Origin of the sequence: Pseudonocardia kunmingensis (genome assembly GCF_006716445.1) — a bacterium.
In the GTDB taxonomy this organism is placed as follows: Bacteria; Actinomycetota; Actinomycetes; order Mycobacteriales; family Pseudonocardiaceae; genus Pseudonocardia; species Pseudonocardia kunmingensis.
This window is the reverse complement of sequence record NZ_VFPA01000006.1, coordinates 60163-80674: the sequence shown is the minus strand read 5'-3', so window position 1 is coordinate 80674 and position 20512 is coordinate 60163. Positions and strand designations below refer to the sequence as shown.

At 73.4% G+C, this 20512-nt stretch carries 20 protein-coding genes; 4 read left to right on the top strand and 16 right to left on the bottom strand.

The features are described from left to right. Positions 1-31 precede the first annotated feature (31 nt). The gene (locus tag FB558_RS36975; protein WP_142062310.1) at positions 32-862 is read left to right on the top strand and encodes a helix-turn-helix transcriptional regulator; all 831 of its coding nucleotides are present in this window, start codon (positions 32-34) and stop codon (positions 860-862) included. 52 nt (positions 863-914) lie between these two features. Here the strand turns inward: FB558_RS36975 and FB558_RS45370 are convergent, their stop codons facing one another. After that, entirely contained in the window at positions 915-1043 is a 129-nt protein-coding gene (locus FB558_RS45370; RefSeq protein WP_281288717.1) for a hypothetical protein, read from the bottom strand. A gap of 92 nt (positions 1044-1135) precedes the next feature. Continuing rightward, positions 1136-2284, bottom strand: a complete 1149-nt coding sequence (locus tag FB558_RS36970) for an MFS transporter (protein ID WP_142062307.1) — start codon at positions 2282-2284, stop codon at positions 1136-1138. Between the two features lie 74 nt (positions 2285-2358). Here FB558_RS36970 and FB558_RS36965 point away from each other — a divergent pair, with 74 nt between their 5' ends. Both FB558_RS36965 and FB558_RS36960 read left to right on the top strand, forming a co-directional pair. Continuing rightward, complete coding sequence (locus tag FB558_RS36965) at positions 2359-2709, top strand: ArsR/SmtB family transcription factor (protein WP_211367111.1); 351 nt, start codon at positions 2359-2361, stop codon at positions 2707-2709. Beyond that, complete coding sequence (locus tag FB558_RS36960) at positions 2706-3401, top strand: cation diffusion facilitator family transporter (RefSeq protein WP_142062298.1); 696 nt, start codon at positions 2706-2708, stop codon at positions 3399-3401. The genes FB558_RS36965 and FB558_RS36960 overlap by 4 nt, the downstream gene beginning before the upstream one ends. Before the next feature lie 248 nt (positions 3402-3649). Here FB558_RS36960 and serA read toward each other — a convergent pair whose 3' ends face one another. From serA to FB558_RS36925, 7 genes are all read right to left on the bottom strand, one after another. Next, the gene (gene serA, locus FB558_RS36955; RefSeq protein WP_246107081.1) at positions 3650-4840 is read right to left on the bottom strand and encodes a phosphoglycerate dehydrogenase; all 1191 of its coding nucleotides are present in this window, start codon (positions 4838-4840) and stop codon (positions 3650-3652) included. Positions 4841-5015: 175 nt separating this feature from the next. After that, on the bottom strand, positions 5016-6329 hold the full coding sequence (locus FB558_RS36950; RefSeq protein ID WP_142062292.1) for a lipopolysaccharide biosynthesis protein: 1314 nt from the start codon (positions 6327-6329) through the stop codon (positions 5016-5018). A gap of 197 nt (positions 6330-6526) precedes the next feature. Further along, the gene (locus tag FB558_RS36945; RefSeq protein ID WP_142062289.1) at positions 6527-7159 is read right to left on the bottom strand and encodes a hypothetical protein; all 633 of its coding nucleotides are present in this window, start codon (positions 7157-7159) and stop codon (positions 6527-6529) included. A gap of 188 nt (positions 7160-7347) precedes the next feature. Further along, on the bottom strand, positions 7348-7830 hold the full coding sequence (locus FB558_RS36940) for an NUDIX domain-containing protein (protein ID WP_246107037.1): 483 nt from the start codon (positions 7828-7830) through the stop codon (positions 7348-7350). A 10-nt stretch (positions 7831-7840) separates the two neighbouring features. Continuing rightward, complete coding sequence (locus FB558_RS36935; protein WP_484291598.1) at positions 7841-8782, bottom strand: NsdA family TPR-like regulatory protein; 942 nt, start codon at positions 8780-8782, stop codon at positions 7841-7843. A gap of 471 nt (positions 8783-9253) precedes the next feature. Beyond that, a complete protein-coding gene (locus FB558_RS36930) occupies positions 9254-9946 on the bottom strand; it encodes a response regulator (protein WP_246107036.1) in 693 nt (230 codons plus the stop codon). A gap of 7 nt (positions 9947-9953) precedes the next feature. Beyond that, a complete protein-coding gene (locus tag FB558_RS36925; RefSeq protein WP_142062278.1) occupies positions 9954-11141 on the bottom strand; it encodes a sensor histidine kinase in 1188 nt (395 codons plus the stop codon). A gap of 295 nt (positions 11142-11436) precedes the next feature. Between FB558_RS36925 and FB558_RS36920 the strand changes: the two genes are divergently transcribed. Next, entirely contained in the window at positions 11437-11841 is a 405-nt protein-coding gene (locus FB558_RS36920) for a DUF6223 family protein (protein WP_142062275.1), read from the top strand. 108 nt (positions 11842-11949) lie between these two features. Here FB558_RS36920 and FB558_RS36910 read toward each other — a convergent pair whose 3' ends face one another. The 7 genes from FB558_RS36910 to FB558_RS36880 all read right to left on the bottom strand — a co-directional run bounded on the left by FB558_RS36910 (position 11950) and on the right by FB558_RS36880 (position 20510). After that, positions 11950-12666, bottom strand: coding sequence for an MBL fold metallo-hydrolase (locus tag FB558_RS36910; protein WP_170231726.1), 717 nt, complete (start codon positions 12664-12666; stop codon positions 11950-11952). A 34-nt stretch (positions 12667-12700) separates the two neighbouring features. Then, positions 12701-13711, bottom strand: coding sequence for a Gfo/Idh/MocA family protein (locus FB558_RS36905; RefSeq protein WP_281288720.1), 1011 nt, complete (start codon positions 13709-13711; stop codon positions 12701-12703). 35 nt (positions 13712-13746) lie between these two features. Continuing rightward, entirely contained in the window at positions 13747-14760 is a 1014-nt protein-coding gene (gene thrC / locus FB558_RS36900; protein ID WP_170231724.1) for a threonine synthase, read from the bottom strand. A 110-nt stretch (positions 14761-14870) separates the two neighbouring features. Next, on the bottom strand, positions 14871-15866 hold the full coding sequence (locus FB558_RS36895; protein WP_142062261.1) for an ABC transporter permease: 996 nt from the start codon (positions 15864-15866) through the stop codon (positions 14871-14873). Next, positions 15863-16966 (bottom strand): aminotransferase class V-fold PLP-dependent enzyme, encoded by a 1104-nt coding sequence (locus FB558_RS36890; RefSeq protein ID WP_142062258.1) that lies wholly within the window; start codon positions 16964-16966, stop codon positions 15863-15865. The genes FB558_RS36895 and FB558_RS36890 overlap by 4 nt, the downstream gene beginning before the upstream one ends. Then, positions 16963-17991 (bottom strand): Gfo/Idh/MocA family protein, encoded by a 1029-nt coding sequence (locus FB558_RS36885; protein ID WP_142062254.1) that lies wholly within the window; start codon positions 17989-17991, stop codon positions 16963-16965. The genes FB558_RS36890 and FB558_RS36885 overlap by 4 nt, the downstream gene beginning before the upstream one ends. Then, on the bottom strand, positions 17988-20510 hold the full coding sequence (locus tag FB558_RS36880; RefSeq protein ID WP_142062250.1) for an ATP-binding cassette domain-containing protein: 2523 nt from the start codon (positions 20508-20510) through the stop codon (positions 17988-17990). Before FB558_RS36880 ends, FB558_RS36885 begins: the two co-directional genes overlap by 4 nt. Positions 20511-20512 lie beyond the last annotated feature (2 nt).

Here is a 20512-nt window from a genome sequence, read left to right as displayed (position 1 = left end):
TGGTGACGGCTCGCGCCCCTACCATCGCGGTATGGCCTCGTCAGAGCTCGGCGCCCACCTCACCGCCCGGCGCGCGCAGGTCACCCCCGCGGAGGTGAACCTGCCCAGCACCGGGCACCGCCGCGTGCCGGGCCTTCGGCGCGAGGAGGTGGCGATGCTCGCCGGGCTCAGCGTCGACTACTACACCCGCCTCGAGCAGGGCCGCGAACGCAGGCCCTCGGCGCAGGTGGTGGACGCCTTGGCCCGCGCCCTCCGGGTCGGCGAGGACGGGCGCGAGCACCTGCACCGCGTGGCCGGGCTCGGCCCACACCCACGGGCCGCCGCGGTGAGCGAGCGCGTCGACCCGAGCCTCCTGCAACTGATGGCCGCGTGGCCGCACAACCCGGCCATCGTCTACAACCGGGCCTACGACGTGCTGGCGTCCAACGCGATCGCCGACGCGCTCTTCCACTCCTGGGCGCACTCGCGCAACCTGTTGCACGTCGTGTTCACCGACCCGGCCGCCCGCACCTTCTACCGGGACTGGCCCGAGGTCGCCCGGAACTCGGTGGCCGGGTTCCGGCTCGGCCACGGCAAGGCGCCCGACGACCCCCGCGTGCGGCAGGTACTCGGGGAGCTGCTCGCGGACAGCCCCGAGTTCGCGCAGCTGTGGGCCCACCACGACGCTCGCGGCAAGGCGCTCGAACGCAAGAGCTTCCAGCACGGCGACGTCGGACCGTTGACGCTGATCATGCAGACCTTCGACGTCCGCACGAGCCCGGGACAGGAGCTCGTCGTCTACCACGCGGAGCCGGGGTCGGCGAGCAGCGAGGCCCTCGCCCTGCTCGGCTCGCTGGCCGCCAGCGCGCGCCAGGAGGTCTGAGCGCGAGGCCCAGCACGTCCCGCGACAGAGAGGCCACCGCCACGACGGTGGATCAGAACGGCGGTCGCCCCTCGTCGGCCGGGAGGTCCTGGGCCGACGGCCGCGCCACGACCTCGTCCCGCTCGCCCTCGGCGTCGGCCAGGGCGACGGTGTGGGAGACCTCGACCATCTCGGCGTACAACCGGGCATGATCGTGCGCCAGTTGCCTCGAGCGGGCCTGCAGGACCTCGAACGAGGCACAACGCCCTCACGCGGAATGCCGCGTCCCCCCGATCACCGCGTGACGCGCGGGCGGGCGGGAAGGCGCAGTGCGGGAGCGAGGAGGAGCACGAGCACCATCACCACGCCGACCGCCAGGACCGCGCCGCGCAGCCCGACCGCGGAGGCGAGGGCGCCGACGAGGACCGGGCCGACCAGGAAGCCCAGGTACCCGCAGGTCGCGACGGCGGCGATCGCACGTCCCGGCGCCTCCGGCTCCTTCCGCGCCGCGACGCTCCACGCCACGGGCACGACGGCCGACACCCCCAGCCCGACCACGGCGAAGCCCACGATGCCCACCGCGGGCGCGGCGGCGAGGACCACGACCCCGAAGCCCGCGACGGTCACCGCCGCCGCGGTCCGGGTGACGGCCACCGCGCCGGCTCGCGCCACCAACCGGTCCGCGACCAGCCGGACGCCGATCATCGCGATCGAGAACGCGAAGTAGCCGAGCGACGCCACGGATCCGGTGGCTCCCGTCTCCCCGACGAGCAGCACCGCGCTCCAGTCGTTCACGGTGCCCTCGGCGAGGAACCCGCAGAACGCGATCAGCCCCAGGGGCACGAGGGCGCGCCCGGGGAGCGAGAACGCCGGTCCCCCGGCTCCGGGGTCGGCGCCGGGCAGGAACGCCCGGGTGGCCACCAACGCCAGCGCGAGCAGCACGGCGGCGGCGACCGGGAAGTGGACCCCGATCGGCACGCCGGCCGCCGCCAGCCCGGCGGCGAGCCCGGAGCCCGCCAGCCCGCCCACGTTCCAGTACGCGTGGAAGCTCGCGAAGATCGGCCGCCCGTACGCGTCCTCGACGCGCGCGGCGTGCGCGTTCATGGAGACGTCCAGCAGGCTGTTCCCGACACCCAGCACCGCGAGGGCGGCGACGAACAGGCCGAGGTCCGGCGCGGCGGCGACGGCGGGGAGACCGGCGCAGAGCACGGCGGCACCGCCGATGCTCGCCCGCCTGCTCCCGATCACCGCGATGATCGGGCCCGCCGCGAGCATCGCGAGGACGGACCCGGCCGCGAGCCCGAACAGGCCGAGCGCGAGCTCGCCCTCGGTGAGGCCGAGCCGCTCCTGAGCGGCGGGCACCCGGGCCGCCCACGTGGCGAACGCGGCCCCGCAGACCAGGAAGACGATCGAGACACCGAACCGCGCACGCCGGGGAGCCACTGCCGCGACAGTAGGCGATCACCCGTGCCGACCTCCCGGAGATCGCTCGCAAGCGCTAGCATCGCCCCGTGGCGATGAATTGCGCTCGAGACGTGGCTCCGGCGGTGGCGTTGTTCCGGTCGCTCGGCGATCCCACGCGGCTGGCGATCGTGCGGCGACTGGCGGAGGGCGAAGCGCGGGTCGTGGACCTGACGCGGGCGCTCGGGCTGGCCCAGTCCACGGTGTCGAAGCACCTGGCCTGCCTGCGGGACTGCCGCTTGATCGACTACCGCATCGAGGGTCGGCAGTCGTTCTACTCGCTGACCCGCCCGGAGCTGGTCGACCTGCTGCGCAGCGCGGAGCTACTGCTCGCCGAGACCGGCGAGGCGGTCGCGCTGTGCGCGAACTACGGCGTGCCCGCGGCCGAAGCGGTGGCGACCGCGTGAGCGGCGCGCCCGCCCCCACCGCGCGGCGAGCGGTGCTGCGCCGCCGCATCCGGCTGCTCGTGGCCGCCACGATCACCTACAACCTCGTTGAGGCGGTCGTGGCGATCATCGCCGGTACGATCGCGGACTCGGTCGCCCTCATCGGGTTCGGGCTCGACTCGGTGGTCGAGGTCAGCTCCGCGGCCGCGGTGGCCTGGCAGTTCGCCGGCCCGGACCCGGAACGCCGCGAGAAGGTGGCGCTGCGCGTCATCGCCTGGTCCTTCTTCGCCCTGGCCGCCTACGTCGCGGTCGAGGCGCTGCGCACCCTGATCGGCGCCGAGCGGCCGGAACACTCGCCCGTCGGCATCGGGCTGGTGGCGCTCAGCGTCCTGGTGATGCCGTTCCTCTCCCACGCCCAGCGCCGCGCCGGGCGCGAGTACGGCTCGGCGAGCGCGGTCGCCGACTCCCGGCAGACCCTGCTCTGCACCTACCTGTCCGCGGCCGTGCTCGTCGGGCTGGTGCTGAACTCCACGCTGGGCTGGTGGTGGGCGGACCCGGTGGTCGCGCTCGGCCTGGCCGTCGTCGCGGTCCGGGAGGGCCGCGCGGCGCTGCGCGGGGAGACGTGCTGCGCGCCCGTGCAGCTCGGCCAGGCGGACGAGGACGGCGACCCGCCCGCGGGCGGGTGCGGGTGCGGGGGCGGCCCGGCCTCGTGAAGGTCGGGCCGACGTCCCGGCCTTACGCCCTGACGGGCAGGATGCAGAACGGGATGCCGTGCGAGGTATCGGCGGGGATCAGCCCGGCGTAGGTGTTGACCAGCCCGAAATCGCTGCAGACGTGCGGACCGCCTCGCCGAGGCGGGGATCACCGACTCGCAGCGCTGTGCGACTCGGACCGACTGCGGACGGCCCAGATCCCAGGGCGCTCCGGCCCGAAGTCCGACGCCTTTCCCGGCCCACCACGCTCAGAGCTGCCAGGAACGCAACCAGACCGTCTGCGGCGCCTTGTGCAGGGCGGACAGCACGTCGTCCGACAGCACCGTGTCGGTGTCGGTGACGACGTAGCCGTAGCCACCACGCGTGGACAGCGACTGGCCGACCACGTTCACCCCGGTGTCGGCGAGCAACCGGTTGATCTCGGCCAGCACGCCGGGCGAGTTCTCGTGCAGGTACCCCATCCGGAACGCGCCCTGCGGCTGCGGCGGCGACACCTGCGGCAGGTTGACCGTGAGCGCCGTGCTCCCCGCCCCGACGAACCCGAGCAGCTTGTTCGCGACGAAGTGCCCGATCTCCTCCTGCGCCTCCTGCGTGGAGCCGCCGACGTGCGGGGTGAGGATGACGTTGTCGAGGCCCCGCAGCGGGGAGTCGAACGGGTCGCCCTGCGCCTTCGGCTCGAGCGGGAAGACGTCGATGGCCGCACCGGACAGGTGCCCGGACAGGATGTGGTCGCGCAGCGCCGCGTCGTCGACCACCATCCCGCGGGAGGCGTTGATGAACACCGCCCCCGGCTTCATCATGGCGAACCGCTCCGCACCGAACAGCCCGGCGTTGCCGGGCCTGCCGTCGACGTGGATGCTCACCACGTCCGCCTCGCCCAGCAGCTCCTCCAGCGACCCGACCCGACGCGCGTTGCCGTGCGCCAACCGGTCGGCGGTGTCGAAGAAGATCACCCGCATGCCGACGGCCTCGGCGACGTTGGACAGCTGGGTGCCGATGTTGCCGTAGCCGACGATGCCCAGCGTGCGCCCGCGGACCTCGTGGCTGCCCTTCGCGGACTTGTCCCACACGCCCTCGTGCATCCGCTGGGTCTTCTCCGTGAGCCGGCGGGCCAGCGCGACGATCTCCCCCAGCACCAACTCGACCACGCTGCGGGTGTTCGAGTACGGCGCGTTGAACACCGGCAGGCCGCGCTCGGCGGCGGCGTCCAGGTGCACCTGGTTGGTCCCGATGCAGAAGCACCCCAGCGCCAGGAGGTCCTTGCCGGCCTCGAGCACGGCGGGCGTGACCGTCGTGTTGGAACGGATGCCGAGCACCGACACGCCCGGGAGCTCGGCGACGAGCTCGTCCTCGCTCAGGGAGCGCGAGCGCACGTCGACCTCGAAACCGGCCCGGCGGAACGCCGCTGCCGCGACCGGGTGGATGTTCTCCAGCAGCATCACCTTCACCCCGACAACCTAGGCGCGGGCGCCGTCGTGGTCGCACCCGGCTCGCGCGCCGCCCGCCTGCGGTCCACCGGACGGGGGGACGCGCTCCTTGCCGGCCGCACCCCGCGCTGCACCGAGCGAGGGGATCCGGTAGCGACCGGCGTCGACGGACGGTGCCCGGGACAGCTCAGCCGGTGACCGACGGCGCGAGGGGCCGCGACCGCCGGCGGTACACCAGGATCACGGCGGCGGCCACGCTCTGGGCCGCCAGCCACGCCCATCCCACGCCCACGATGCCCACCGTGGGGACCAGGACCAGCGTGGCGACGATGACGACCGCGCTGATCGAGGCGGGCAACCCGAATTGCACCGCCCGTTGACGGCGCACGCGCGCCTCCCAGAGCGCGGAGTTCGTGACGACGTTCGGGATCGCGGACAGCGCGAGCACCGCGAGCACGACCGCCCCGGACTCGGCGTAGCTGCTCCCGAACACCCACAGGATGAAGTAGGACCCGGCGGCGACGACGACGGACCCGGGCAGGACGAGGGTCATCGCCTTGCGATCCATCCCCCGCCGAGCCCGCGCGATCGCCGCGCTGTCGCCCGCGGCCGAGTGGGCCACCATCGACTTGCCCATGCCGGACGCGACCAGGTAGAGCGCGTAGGTGATCTGCCACGCCACCCCGTACACGGCGGCGCCGTCGGCGCCGGCCAGGGCGATCACGATGAGCGGAAGCCCGAACACGGCCGCCTGCCAGGCCACGTTCCCCGCGTAGTCGACGCCGACGAACCCGGCGAGGTCGCGCGCCCTGACCGACCGGACCGCGTGCGGGTCCCGCACGGGCTGCGTGCGCAGCGCCCGAGCCAGGTAGCCGACGACCACGGCCACGGCGAGCAGAGTGGCCACCATCGTGCCGAGCGCGATCCCGCTCGCCAGGCCCCACCACGCCGCCAGCGCCAGCAGGCCGACCTTCAGCACGGCGAACGCGAGGTTCTCCACCAGGACCAGGCCCGCACGCCCGATCGCGGTGAGGACGGAGTCCTGCAGGACGAACACCGTCCAGATCGGCACACCGACCAGGTAGAAGGCGATGACGGCCGGGTGCCCGAACGCCGCGACGAGGTCCGGCGCCCAGACGTTCGCCCCGACGCCGAAACCCAGTCCCACCACCGCCCCCCACCCGAGGCCGACGGCGAAGCAGCCGGCGACCACCGCGCGGCGTCGGTCGGCCACGGGGACGAACCGCAGGATCGCGTTGCCGAGGTTCAGGTGGGAGGCCGACGCGAGCAGCGACACCGCCGACAGGGCCGCCGAGTTGAGCCCGACCGTGCCCTGGTCGAACAGTCGCGCGGCGAGCACCCAGAACAGCATCCCGATCGCCGACGACACGCCCGAGCTGAGCACGAGCGCCATCCCGTCGCGATGCTGCGGCGCGCGCCAGCTGTCGGCGCCCGGACGACGGGCGCGGATCGGCACGGTCGAGGGTTCGGCGTCAGACACGGGCGCCATCCTGATCCGACCCCCCGGTCGGTTCCCACACGCGGCCCGGCATCACGCAACCCCCCGACACGACGACACAGCGGACTATCGAGATCATCTTCGGCTGCGTTAGCCGGTGGACCACGCGACCCGGTTGCGGAGAGCATCCCGCGGGCAGCAGCGCACAGCCACCGCGGGCCCCCTTCCGCTCTCGGCCCTCAGCCTTCGCCGCAGTAGCCGTCACCGTCACCGTCGCGTTCCCCCGGCCCGCACGGGTGCCCGCTGTTCCCGGTGCGGGGCTTGGTGCCCGAGTCATCACGATCAGCGTCCGGGGCGGGATCGTGCCGGGGCTCGGGATTCGGCTCCGGCTGGGGCTTCGGCTTCGGCTGGGGTGGCGGGGTCGTGGTGGTGGCGACCGGTGGCCGAGTCGTGGTCGTGACCGCCGGAGCCGTGGAAGGAGGCGGCGGCGCCGTGGTCGGGGCGGCGGTGGTGGTCGGCACCGCGGGCGTGGTGGTCGCGATGACGTCCGCGACGGCCGCCGGCGTGCCCGCAGGAGACGCGGGCGCCGGACCGACGATCAGGCCGATGATCACGAAGGTGGCCAGGGACCCGCAGGCCGCGAGCGGGAACACGACCCGACGACGCCGCCGCACGCCGGTGCTCGGACGCGTGAACCCGGTCAGCCACAGGGCAACCGCCACCCAGAGGGTCACCGGCCACACCAGTGCCGCGACCAGCCCGAGGACGACGCCGACGACGATCCACCGCCGCCGGCCTCGGTAGCGCTTCGCGAGGAGCACGGGATACAGGACGGCGGTCAGCGCCGCGCCGAACAGGTAGAAGGCCGTCATCGAGTATTCCGTCCCGCGAGGTGGGCGTGCTGGATCCCGGCCGCTCGAACCATCCGCGGAAGGGAGCGCTCGCGGTGCCGACGCCGTGCACGGAACCCTTCGGAACCCGGGTTCGCGGTGTTACCGGTCGGCTCCGCGGGGTGACGGCCGGCCGCCGCGCGACCAGTCGGCGGCCTGGGACGGGCGCCTCAGGCCCCGCGTTCGAGGTAGCGGGTCGCGCCGCTCTCGAGCGAGTCGACCGCAGCCCGGAGCCTGCGCCCGACGTGCTCACGCATCTCGCTGCGAGCGGCGTCCACGTCGAAGAAGCGCCAGGCGGCGATCTCCCGATCCCGGACCCGGATGCTCCGCACCTCGGTGTCGAGGATCACCCCGCCGTCGAACACGAAGACGATCTGGTCGTCCCACGGGCCGTGCGCCCCCACCCACTCGACCACGAGCGGACGACCGAGCGTCGGCTCCAGGCCGAGCTCCTCGTCGAGTTCTCGGAGCGCTCCGCTTCGAGGGGACTCGTTGGCCTCCACCATCCCCCCTGGTAGATCCCACCCCTCTTTGTAGGTCGGGTCGACGAGCAGGACGCGACCGGCCTCGTCGCGGATCAGCACATCGGCTGCGACGCGCTTGCGCGCTTGGCGCGCGTTCCCCTCAGCGAGATGAGCGAAGTGCGGATCCACGACCCGATGTCTACACCGGCCACACACTGATCACCTCAGGCGTCGCGCCGGCGTCCAGCCCAGCCATCGCCGCGAGGAACGCCGTGGTTCCCGCCGTCCTGGGGTGTGCGCGGATCGAGAGGGCGAGCTCGCCGAGCCCGGACCGGACGCGTGCGGACGACAGGGTCGGCGCGGTCTCCGCCACCAGTTGCCCCAGGGCTGCGGCCTCATCCATGTGCCCTGCATCGAGCAGGATCGACGCGAGCGTCAGCCGGCCGAACGCGAGAGCTCGGACCCTGTCGCCCCTGCGCAGGTCGAGCACTCGGCGCGCCTGCCGCTGCGCCTCGGCGAGATCACCGAGCCGATGTAGCGCGGTCGCGGCCTCGGCAGCCAACGATCCCCCGTCGAAGTGCGCCGCCCATCCGGCATGCTCATCGTCGTCCGTGCCGCCGAGCGCTCGCTCAGCGTGCGCCAACTCGTCGAGGCACGCGTCTCGATCCGCGCCCTGCGCGAAGGCTTTCGCGCGCATCGCGTGCAGCCGCGCCTCGACTCGGGCCACACCGCCTGCCTGCCCCACCCGTTCCAGGCCGGCATCGGCGATTCGCAATGCGTCCTGCGCACAACCCAGCTGATCCGCCAGATGAGACATCGACGCGCACATGTTCGCAGCCAGAGCCGCTGATCCGGCGGCGAGCGCAAGTCGGTACGCCCCCACGAAGTGCGACCTGGCGTCCACGTCTCGCCCACTGTCGTGCGCCATCCATCCGGCGATCTCGGTGAGCGACGCCGCGGCGGCGAACACGCGGACGTCCGAGCGCGGGGCGAAGAGGGACCGCGCGACCTCGGACTGCAGGTAGGTCGCGACAGAGCTGTAGAGACCACCGCCCCCGCGCCCCCTCTTCGATCGTGAACGGATAGTCGCTCGCCCGCATCGACGGTCCGGCCGAACTCCGGTCGGACGCGGAATGACCATATCGCCGAGGCACCCGCCCGAAAGCATCGACGTGCTCAAGATGGGGTTTGATCGGGTGGTCATCCACGCCGACCACAGATGACCACGAATGCACCGTGGCGGTGCGCTCCTCGATGGCGCCGTAATTGGCCTGACAGGTCTCGCGACCGACAGGAGACACGGTGCACCAGAATCATCGACGACACGCATCGACCGGAACTACACCCGCCACCGAGCAGGAGGCGCAAGGAAGTCGGGCGATCACGAGCCGGTCGATCACGGTCGAGCTGGCGCTGTTCCTGTCCACGCAGCCGACCGCGACAGCGAAACTGCTGGCCCAACACGCGGATGACGGCCGCGGGTACTGCCGGGCGTGCCCGTTGGGAGCCCAACAAGGCCACCAGGTCTGGCCGTGCACCATCTATGCCGCCGCCACACGAGCCGCCCGCTGTGCCCGGTGATGCCCGGCACGCCGGCTCGGCGCCCCGGCCGTCACGGTGGTGTGACGAGGCGGTGTTGGTAGGCGATGGCGACCAGCTGCGCGCGGTCGCGGGCCCCCAGCTTGGTCATGGCGCGGCTGACGTGGGTCTTGGCCGTGGCGTGGCTGATGGTGAGGGCGGCGGCGATGTCGCTGTTGCTCAAGCCGTGGGCGACGAGCCCGACGACCTCCTTCTCGCGGGCGGTGAGCTGGGCCAGCGCGTCGGTGTCGATGCGGGGCGCCGCGGTCCGGCTGGTGAGGCGGGCGATCAGCCGCCGGGTCAGCCCCGGGGACAGCAGCGACTCCCCGCCTGCGACGACGCGGATGCCGTGCAGCAGCTGACCGGGCTCGGTGTTCTTGACCAGGAACCCGGCGGCACCCGCGCCGAGCGCCTCGATGACGTACTCGTCGTGGTCGAAGGTGGTGAGGATGAGGACGTGGACGCCCGCGAGGTCGGGGTCGGCGGCGATCTGGCGGGTGGCGCCCAGACCGTCGACGCCGGGCATCCTGACGTCCATCAGCACCACGTCGGGGCGCGTTCGCCGGGCCAGCTCCACCGCGGTGGCCCCGTCCGCGGCCTCGCCCACCACGAGCATGCCGGGCTCGGAGTCGACGAGGACCCGGAAGCCGCCGCGGACGAGCGCTTCGTCGTCGGCGATGAGCACGCGGACGGGCTCCGGCACCGCCTCCGCACCCCGGTCGCTCACGCGGACATCATCCCTGCTCCGGGACGGGCAGCTCGGCGCACACCTCGAAGCCGCCATCGGGGTGCGGAGCCGCGGTGAGCCGACCGGACAGCGCCCGGGCGCGTTCGCGCATCCCGTCGATCCCGTACCCCGAGGGGCTCGCCGCACCGCGGGTCGGCCCGTCGTCGCGGATGCGGACGACCAGCCGCGACGGTTCGTGGGTCAGCGCCAGCCGCACGGTGCGGGCCCCGGCGTGGCGCAGCACGTTGGTCAGCGCCTCCTGGACGATCCGGTAGGCGGCCAGGTCGACGGCGGCGGGCAGCGGCCGCGGGTCGCCGTCGACGTCCAGCTCCACCCGCAGGCCCGCGGCCTCGGCCGAGTCGAACAGCTCGGTGAGCCGGCCGAGCCCGCCAAGGGGCGCCCGCGGTTGCCCGGGCGGCTCCCCTGCCGACGTATCGGCCCGCAGGACGCCGAGGATGATCTTGACGTCGGTGAGGCCCTCGTCGCAGATCTTCTTGATCGCCGCGAGTGCCTCGCCCGCCTGCCCGGGGCGTTTGTCGATGACGTGCAGGCCGACACCCGCCTGCACGCTGATGGTGGCCATGGTGTGCCCGAAGACGTCGTGCAGCTCGCGGGCGATGCGCAGCCGCTCCTCGGCCGCGAGCCGGCGGGCCCGCTCCTCGCGGGTCTGGGCCTCCCGGGCGAGTTGCGCGCGGGTGGCCGCGAGCACCGCCCGGTAGTAGCCCACGGCCGCACCGGCGCTGCCCGCGGTGGCCGCCAGCAGCACGGCGGTGGGGACCACACCGTCGGTCGCGGTGTCACCGGCCACCACCCGGATCCCGACGATCTCGACCAGCGCGGTGAACACCGCGCCCGCGAGGCCCCACCGCCAACCGCGGCAGGCTGCGAGCGTGTAGCAGCCGATCAGCGGAGCCAGCGCGACCAGCCGCCCGTGGTGGTCCCCGAGGAACCAGACGACGGTGACCGCGTTGAGCACGACCAGTGCAGCGACCGGGAAACGGCGACGCACCGCGACCGCGGCGGCGATCATCGCGGCGAGAGCGACCGCTCCGGCGTCCGGTGGGCGGGGGTCCGCGACCGCCGACGGGCCGACCTGGGCGAACGCGGCGGCGAGGAGCGCGACCGCCACGAAGGCCCCGAGAACCGCGTCGGCCACCACCGGCGGCACGGGGACCCGCCGCACCGTCTCACGCATGGCGCCCCCTCGCTCCGGGCTCGACGCCCCATGGTCCGCGTGCCACCGAGCGCCCGCGTCCACCCGGCGTGGTGTCTCGGCACTACGACCGGCGGCTGACCGTACGCCGAGAGCAGCAGCGGGAGAACACCTCCGTCGCCCGACGCGCGAACCCGGCTCGGCAGGAAGCATCGCTTCCACGCCATCGGCGAGGAACCGCACCGCGGCTCCACCCGAGCGCGGTGCACGTGCAGCGCGGAGGGACCGCCGCAGCACACCTACCGATACCCGTCACCCGACCGGAAGGACGACCTCGATGTCCGTTCTCCACGTGTTCGCCGCGTCAGCGGACGCGCACCTCCACATGGCCGCAGGCGGCATCGGCAGCGGGCGGCTCGTGCCCACCGCGGCCGCCGTGGTGGGCCTGATCAGTGCGATCGTCGGCGGTCTGGTCCTCGCCCGCCCCGCCGGTCGGGTCCGCGCCGCCGACTCGCGGACCGGGATCATCGTGGCTCTGGCGACAGGGCTGGTCGCCGTGGGCGTCGCCGCCGTGCACATCGCCAACTCCGCCGGTGGTCTCGGTACCGGCAACGGGCTGGCCGGGGCCGTCGTGGCGCTGGTGCTGGGGTTGACCGGCACGGTCCTCGGTGGGCTCGGTCTGGGCCGCGCCCGCCGGGCAGGAGCGGGCAGCGGTCAGGCGAGGCCGACGTCCGACTGGTGAGCGGCGAGCGGGGTGACCGTCATCGTCATGTGGGGGAAGAGCGGCAGGCCCCAGCACGGCGGCGCGGAGCGAGGCGGCGATGCTCACGGATGCGACCCCGCCCGCCCGTCAGTTGGGATCCGCGTTGTCCGCCTTCAGGATGTTCGGTGGGGGGACCAGTCGGCGGAAGGACTCCGCGGCTCGGGCCAGATCGGCGGCCGCATCCGTCAGGACCAGATCCAGGTGCCCGGGCAGCAGCATATCGGCCGACAGCTCCGCCAGCCTCTGGGACGTGCGGGCGTACAGGTACGGGCTGCAGTCCGGGATCGGCTGGACCGAGACCCGTCCGCCGCTGAAGATCGAGTCGCCCGTGCACAGCGCGCGTCGATCACCGTCGTCAACCATGAAGCAGAGGTGACCGTCGCAGTGCCCGGGCGAGGCGTGCACCGTCACCGACAGCTCTCCCACCTCGTGGCGGGCGCCGTCGGCCACCACCTCGTCCACGCGGCAAGCCGGAAACCGGTAGTCGGCCGGGTAGACGCCGGCCGCGCGCGCGACCGCCACCTGCGTGCGGTCCTCGTCCCCGACACGCAGCGCCGCTGCGGTCTCGGCGCTCGCCAGCACGCGCACGCCCCGCTCCGCGTGCACGTCGGCGGCACCACCGGCGTGGTCCGCGTGGTAGTGCGTCACGAAGACGTGCGACAGGCGGTCCAGGCACCCGGTCCCCTCGATCCCCTCGAGGAGGCGCTCGGCGGCCAGCCCGGTCCCGCAGTCGATCAGCGCCGCCCCGGTGCCGCCGTCGGCCACGTACACGTGGCAGTCGTACGGGGACCCCGTGTCGATCAACCAGAGGGAGTCATTCAGCCTGCGGGCGCCCACCTCAACCTCCCAGCGATACGCGGGTGCACCGCTGTGCCGACTCCTGGATCGCGGCCGCGATCCGGACCCCCTCCACCGCCTCGTCCAGTGGAATCACGTCGTTGTGCCGCTGCCCCGCAGCCACCTCGACGGCGTACCCCAGCTCCTCCCGCAGGGCCCCGGACACCCGTCCGGCCACGGTCGGCCACAGTGTGAGCTCCGGATGCGCCACCGCGCTGTCGGTACGGACCGTGAGCCCGTCGTGGGCGAGCCGGTACGCCGCGGTCCCCCGGTCACCGAGCAGCTCGGTCACCGCGTCGATCGTCCCGTCCAGCTCGAGCGCACCCCGCAGCGTCTGCGGCGCGGCGTCCGGAACGAGCCAAGCGCTCTCGAGCGTGGCGACCACGTCATTGGCGAACGTCAGCACGGCGACCAGCGTGTCCGGGTGCTCCAGCCCGGAGATGGTGCGCTGCACGGCGTAGACCGCGCGGCACGGCGCCCCGGCGTACCAGACGGCGAGGTCGATGTCGTGGATCCCGGACTCCCAGACCGGATGGATCCGCTTCCCGAACGCCGGGAACCAGGACCGGCTGAAGTCGCGCCGGAACCTCAGGTTCACCGGCCGCCCCAGCTCGCCCCGGTCGAGCACGTCCCGCAGGTGCTGGTACCCCGCGCCGAACCGGCTGATCTGCCCGGTCACCACCTCGACGCCCCGCTCCCGGGCCCCCGCACGGATCCGTTCCGCCTCGTCGACGTCCGTGCACAACGGCTTCTCGACGACGACGTGGCAGCCGGCATCGATGGCCTGCAGTACCAGCTTCCCGTGCGAGGACTCGTCCGACACGACGTCGACGAGATCGACGCGCTCCCGTGCCAGCAGGTCGCCGAGCGAGGCGTACCCCGCGGCGATCCCGAACTCCTCCTGCACGGCCGCCCGCCGCCCCGCGTCCGGCTCGCACACGGCCACGACCTCGACCGGCAGCGATCGGAGCACTTGCAGATGAAGCGCTCCGAAGCGGCCGGCACCCGCCATCGCCACTCGTGTCACGGACTCTCCCTCGTCTGCTCTCATTCCTTGGCACCGTGGCCGGTGGCCAGGAGGACGACCCGGGCGTCCGGTGCGACCGTGCCGTCCGCGGCCAGCGCCGCCAGAGCGGCGAGGGGCGCTGCTCCCGCGGGCTCCACGAGCAGGCCTTCGTGGCGTGCCAGGTCGTCCACCGCCGCGAGCACGGCCTCGTCCGGGACGGAGACGGCGAGACCGTTCGATTCGCGTACGGCCTCCAGGGTGAGCACGCCTTCGTCCTCGTAGCCGCGCAGGGGGTCGGCGATGGCGCCCGCCACCGTGGGGCGGGGGTTCGCCGCCGTCACCGTTGCTGCGTTCGTGCGCCAGGCGTCCACCAGAGGCGCGCAGGCGTCGACCTGAACGGCGACCATGCGGGGCACGCGGGGGATCCGCCCCGCGTCGGCGAGGGCGCGGAAGCCCTCGTACGCACCGACGAGCAGGGGCCCCGCCCCCACCGGCACCAGCACCCAGTCCGGTACGGAGCCACCGGTCTGCTCGAACAGCTCCAGCGCGACCGTGCGGTGGGCCTCGGCCAGGTACGGGTTGCGGAAGGTGGTGGTCAGCGGGAACCAGCCCTCCGCCTCGAGCTCCGCGGCTGCGGCGTGGGCGGAGCTGAAGTCACCGTCCACGGGCTCGACACCCGCTCCGTACGCCTGCGCGGTGCGCAGCTTCGCGCTCCCGGCGGCGCCGGCGGCGCAGTAGAGCCGGCAGGGCAGCCCGGCGCGGGCGGCGTACGCGGCGGCCGACACCGCGGTGTTGCCGGTGGAGGCCGCCACCACCCCGGGCGTGTCGGCGTCGCGGGCGAGGCTCACGCCGAGGGCCATCGCCCGATCCTTGAACGACAGGGTCGGGTTGACGGTCTCGTTCTTGACCAGTACCTGCGCCACCTCGGTACGGGCGGCGAGCCGCTCGCAGCGCACAAGCGGGGTTCCGCCCTCCCCCATCGTGATCTCGTGGCGGACGGGCGGCAGGGCATCCCGGAACCGCCACAGACCGCCGGCACCCGAAGGCGTCGGCACGGTGCGAGGGCCCTCCAGGACCTGGACCCCGCCACAGCCCGGGCAGCGCGACCACGTCCCGGGATTGCGCGCTCCGCAGGCCCGGCAGACCGGCGTCCACTCGCGGGGGCTCATCCGGCGATCCCGGTGACCCGCTGGTGCAGGCGGCGCACGGTCACGTCGACCACGAGGGCGACGACGATGATGAGGCCCTTGAACAGCTCGATCGCGGACGGATCCACCCCGAGGACCTGCAGGGCGTTGGTCAGCAACGCGATGATCATCGCGCCGACCAGGACGCCGGCGACCGTGCCGCGGCCGCCGAAGATGCTGGTGCCGCCGATCACCGCGGCGGCGATCGCGTCCAGCAGGAGGTTGATCCCGCCGAGGTTCGGCTGCACCAGCGGCACCTGCGCGACCACCATGACCGTGGTCAGGAACACCAGGACGGCCGCGACGCCGTAGACGCCCACCATCTGCGACGCGCGCCGCACGCCCGCCAGCAGGCTCGACTGCTCGTCGGACCCGTACGCGTAGGTGCGGATCCCGAAGCGCGTGCGCCTCATCAGGAACCACAGCGCGACGGACACGCCGGCCACGACCAGCAGCGGTACGGGGATCCCGAGCAGCGAGCCCTGGCCGAGGAAGGCCAGGAAGTCGCTCTCCACCAGGACCATGCCCTGGGGCGCGGCCAGCAGTGTGAGCCCCTGGACGATCGTCATCGTGCCGAGCGTCGCGATGAACGGCGGCAACCGGGTGACGCCGACCAGGACTCCGTTGGCGAGACCGACCGCGAGCACGCCACCGAGGCCGAGGAGAGCGGCGGCCGGCAGACCGCCGCCGACGTCGAGATGACCCGCCATCACCACGCCCGAGAGCCCGACCGCGTACCCGGCGGACAGGTCGATGCCCGCCGACACCAGCACGACGTGGGCGCTCAGCGCCAGCAGCGCGATCGGCACGGCCTGCAGCAGGATGTTGCGCAGGTTGACCGGTGCGGCGATGCGCGGGTCAGCGATCGCGAAAGCGATCAGCAGCAGCACCAGCAGGACGACGGGCACGAGTGCGACCGCCGAACCGGCCAGCCGCGGGGACAACGGTCGGCGGGACGGGGCGAGGGCTGTCATGTCGTGCTCCCGGTAGTCGCTGCGAGTGCGGCGATCGCGCGGTCGACGTCGCGCTCGGTGGTGTAGAGGTGGAAGGCGAAGCGGAGGGACTCGGCGCGCGCCGCGGCCCGTACCCCGGCCTCCCGGAGCCGCTGGACGGCGGACTGCGGGTCGGGGTGGGTCACCCCGACGATCGCGGAGGGCACGTCGGCCGGGGTGGTCGCGACGCCCAGCGCGTGGACCGCCTCGACGAAACGCCCGGCGAGGCCGGTGGCGTGGCGCTCCAGCTCCGCCTGGTCGTAGGCGCACAGGTGGCGCAGCGAGGCCGCGGTCGCGACCCACGCCTGCCACGCCTGGGGCTGGTCGAAGCGGCGCGCGTCGTCCCACAGCCGGTACCCGGCGCCGTAGATCGCCCCGTCGGCGCACGACTCCGGCCCCGTGAGGACCGGGGCGAAGCGCCGTTGGTGCTCGGGCCGCACGGCCAGGAACGCGGTGCCCCGGGCGCCGAGCAGCCACTTGTACCCGACGGCCGCGATGAAGTCGGCGCCGCAGCGGCCCAGCGTCGCGTCCACCCCGAGGGACTGGCTGGCGTCGACGTACACGAGCGCCCCGCGACGGTGCGCGTGCTCGACCAGACGTGGCAGATCGACGCGCAGCCCGTCAGCGGACTGGACGCTCGACACCGCGACCAGGTCGGGGCCCTGGTCCACCGCGGCACACAGCGCGTCGGTCGTGGCGGGCGACGGCACGAGCCGTACCGCGCCCCGGTCGCGGTCGGCGATCCAGGGCAGCAGGTTCGCGCGGAACTCGGCCTCCGGGACGACGACGCGGGCGTCCGGCCACGCCCGTGCCACTGTGGTCGCGGCCGCGACGTGCGAGGGCAGCAACGCCACGTCGCACGCCGACATCCCGACCAGGCCCGCCACCAGGCCCCGCGCCTCCTCCGCGGCCGCCTCCCACACGCCGTGGTCGCCCGTGCCGCGGGTCCACTGCGTGACCGCGTCGTGCAGCGCCGCGGCGGCCTCGCCCGGGAGGACGCCCATGGTGGCGGTGTCCAGGTGGGCGAGGTCGCCGAGATCGGGGAACGCGAGGTCCCGCGCCGCCGTCCCGGGCCGGTTCATCGCGCCGACTCGGCCTCGTCGACGAGCTCGACGTCCTCCGGCTTCCCGCTCTCCACCGAACGCAGGATCGCGTCGTTGACCGCCACGTTGCGCATGGCGGCGGCGGTCGGGACGGGGAACGTCGCACCGTCGCGCACGGAGGCGACGAACGCCCGCACCTCGGCGGCGAGGTCGCCACGGATGCGTGCATTGACCTCCGGCCAGTGCAGCGCGTCCGGGGTGGCGAGGCCGGCGTCTCCGTACACCCGAAGGCCGTGATCGCGCACGTCGACCGCGACCATGCCCTCGGTGCCCATGACCTCCAGGCGGCCATCGATGCCGACCGGGTCGTCCGAGCGGCGGGTCCAGCCGTTGAACAGCTCACCGATCGCGCCGTCCTCCAGGTCGGCGACGGTGAGGATCGCATCCTCGGACCGCACCCCGTGGGCGGGCATGAGTTTGGAGACCGCGCGCGAGTACACCCGGGTGATGCGCTTGCCGGTCACCCACTGCATCGCGTCCACGTCGTGGACACCCAGGTAGAACAGGACCGAGCTGGTGCCGTTCATCCGCAGGCCGATGTCGCGGGCCGCGATCCGCCCTGCCGTCACGTGCACGGGCTCACCGATGTCACCGGCGGCGACAGCGGCCGCGGCGCCCGCGTAGCGCGGGTCGAAGCGCAGGAGCTGGCCCACCATCACGCCGGTCCCGCCCTCGGCGGCGGCGCGGTCGATGGCCCGCGCGCCCTCCAGGGTGTCGGCCATCGGCTTCTCCAGCAGGACCGGACGTCCCGCGCGCAGCACCGTCGTGGCCGGGCCGACGTGCGCCCGGTCCGGTACGGCCACCACGAACGCGTCGACATCCTCGTGCAGCGCGTCCTCCACCTCGGCCAGGTGCCGGGTGCCCAACTCCTCGGCCGTGGCCCGGCCGACCTCCGGGTCCCGGTCGACCACGGCGGTCAGCTCGGCCTCGGTGGATTCGGCGACGGTTCGGGCGTGCAGACGCCCCATGAAGCCTGCCCCGACAACGGCGATCTTGACGGTCATTGGTTCCTCCCAGATCGGATCTCGTGCTGTCCGGCCGCGACCGCGGAGCTCTGCCCGAACGCCAGCTCCATGACCTGCTCCTCGGTTGCCCCGCGCGCCAGCTCGCCCACGACGCGCCCGTCGCGCATGACGTGGATCCGGTCGGCCACCCCGAGCAGCTCGGGCAGCTCGCTGGAGACCAGCAGGACGGCCAGTCCGCGCTCCTTCAGGTCTCCGATCAGCGCGTGGATCTCCGCCTTGGAGCCCACGTCGACGCCATTGGTGGGCTCGTCCAGGAGCAGTACCCGCGGCTCGGTGGCCAGCCAGCGGGCCAGCACCACCTTTTGCTGGTTGCCGCCGGACAGGACGCCGGTGGCCCGGTCCGGTGCCGGCGGCTTGATCCCCAGCCGCGCGATCGACTCGGTCGCCAGCTGCCCGGCTCCGCGCGGCACCACGCCGAACCGGGAGTGGCGGCGCAGCCAGGCCAGCACGATGTTGTCCGCGACCGACATCGCCGGCACGACGCCTTCGCGCAACCGCTCCTCCGGCACGTACGCCACGCCCCGCTCGTTCGCCTCGGGCAGGTCGCCGGACCGCAGCTCGCGCCCATCCACCCGCACCCGTCCTGCGGTCCGGCGGGACAGGCCCGCCGCGCAGCGCAGCACCTCGCTGCGGCCCGAGCCCATCAGTCCGGCAAGCCCGACGATCTCCCCGGCCCGCACGGTCACCGACGCCTCCACCAGCCGGCCGCCGTCGGCGATCCCGTCGATCTCCAGAAGCGCCTCGCCCGGTTCGGTCCCGCGGTGCGCGAACACCGCGTCGATGCGCCGGCCCACCATCATCGAGATCAACGCCGGCTCGGCCACCTCCGACAGGTCTGCCTCGCCGACGAACTCGCCGTCGCGCAACACGACCGCGCGCCGGGCCAGCTGGTAGACCTCCTCCATCCGGTGCGAGATGTAGAGGACCGCCACGTGGCGGTCGAGCAGGCGCCCGACCAGCTCGTAGAGCCGCTCGCGCTCGCGGTGGGACAGCGTCGAGGTGGGCTCGTCCATGATGACCAGCCACGCGTCGTCCAGCATCGCCTTGGCGACCTCGACCAGCTGGCGCTCGCCGACCGGCAGCCCGGCCAGCCGCGCGTCCAGGTCGACGTCCAGTTCCAGCTCGGCGAGGACCCTGCGCGCCTCCTTGCGCATGCGGCGGCGACGCAGCACCCCGAGCCGGGTCGGCTCGCGGCCGAGGAAGAGGTTCTCCAACACGGTCAGGTCGGGAACCAGGCTGAAGTGCTGGTGGATCACGCTGACCCCGGCCGCGCGAGAATCCTCGGGAGAGCGCAGCCGTACCGGCTCACCGTCGAGCAGCAGCCGCCCGGTGTCCGGCTCGTGGGCGCCGGCGAGCATCTTCACCAGCGTCGACTTGCCCGCACCGTTCTCGCCGACCAACCCGACGACCTCGCCCGAACCGAGCCCGAACGACACCTCGTGCAGCGCTCGTACACCGGGGTAGCTCTTGCCGATGCCCTCCAGCTCGATTCGGTGCGTACGGCGTCCGCCGGCCGAGGTGCCCACCCGCGTCGCGCCGCCGCTTCGCAACGCGCGGCGCGCGCCGTCCCACAACGCGGTCAGCTCCTGCCGCTGGGTGAGCAGCACGGCGATGATGACCAGCGCGCCGGTCACGACGTAGATGGTCTGCTGCGGTACGGCCAGGAACGACAGGCCCGAGTTCACGACACCGACGAAGATCGCGCCGAGCATGGTGCCGCCGATCGTGCCGGACCCGCCCGACAGCTTGGCACCGCCGACCACCGCAGCGGTGATGGCGGCGAACTCCAGACCCTGCCCCGCCATCGGCTGCGCCGAACCGACCCGTCCGATCATCACGACCGCGCCGAACCCGGCCGAGGCACCGGCCAGCACGAACGTCGACAGCTGGACCAGCCGGGCGGGCACCAGCGAGGCACGGGCGGCGTCGATGTTGCCGCCCACCGCGTAGATCCACCGGCCGTACAGGGTGCGGCCGAGCAGCAACATCCAGGCGATCATGAGCACGACCGCGATGAGCACCGACGACGGGATCGGGCCGACGTAGCTGCCGCCGGGCAGCAGCATCGCGATCTCTTCGACCGCGATCGAGGAGGCACCGGACAGCGCCAGCGCGGCACCGCTGCCGAACGCCATCGTGCCCAGCGTGGCGATCAGCGGGCTCACCCCGAGCAGGCCGATGAGCACGCCGTTCAGCGCGCCGATCAGTGCGCCGGTGAGGACGCATGCGGCCATCGCCAGCGGCGCGGGCAGCCCGGCCGACAGCACCTGCGCGCCGACCACGCCCGACACCGAGAGCGTCGAGCCCACCGAGATGTCGATCCCGCGCGCGATGATCACGGCCGTCAGTGCAAACGCCAGTATCGCGGTGACGGCGATCTGCTGCCCGATGTCGAGGAAGCCGGTGACGCTGAGGAACTCCGGGCGCAGCACGCCGAACACGGCGACGGTGACGACGATGAGGACCAACAGCGGGCTGCGACGCAAGATCGCGGACATGG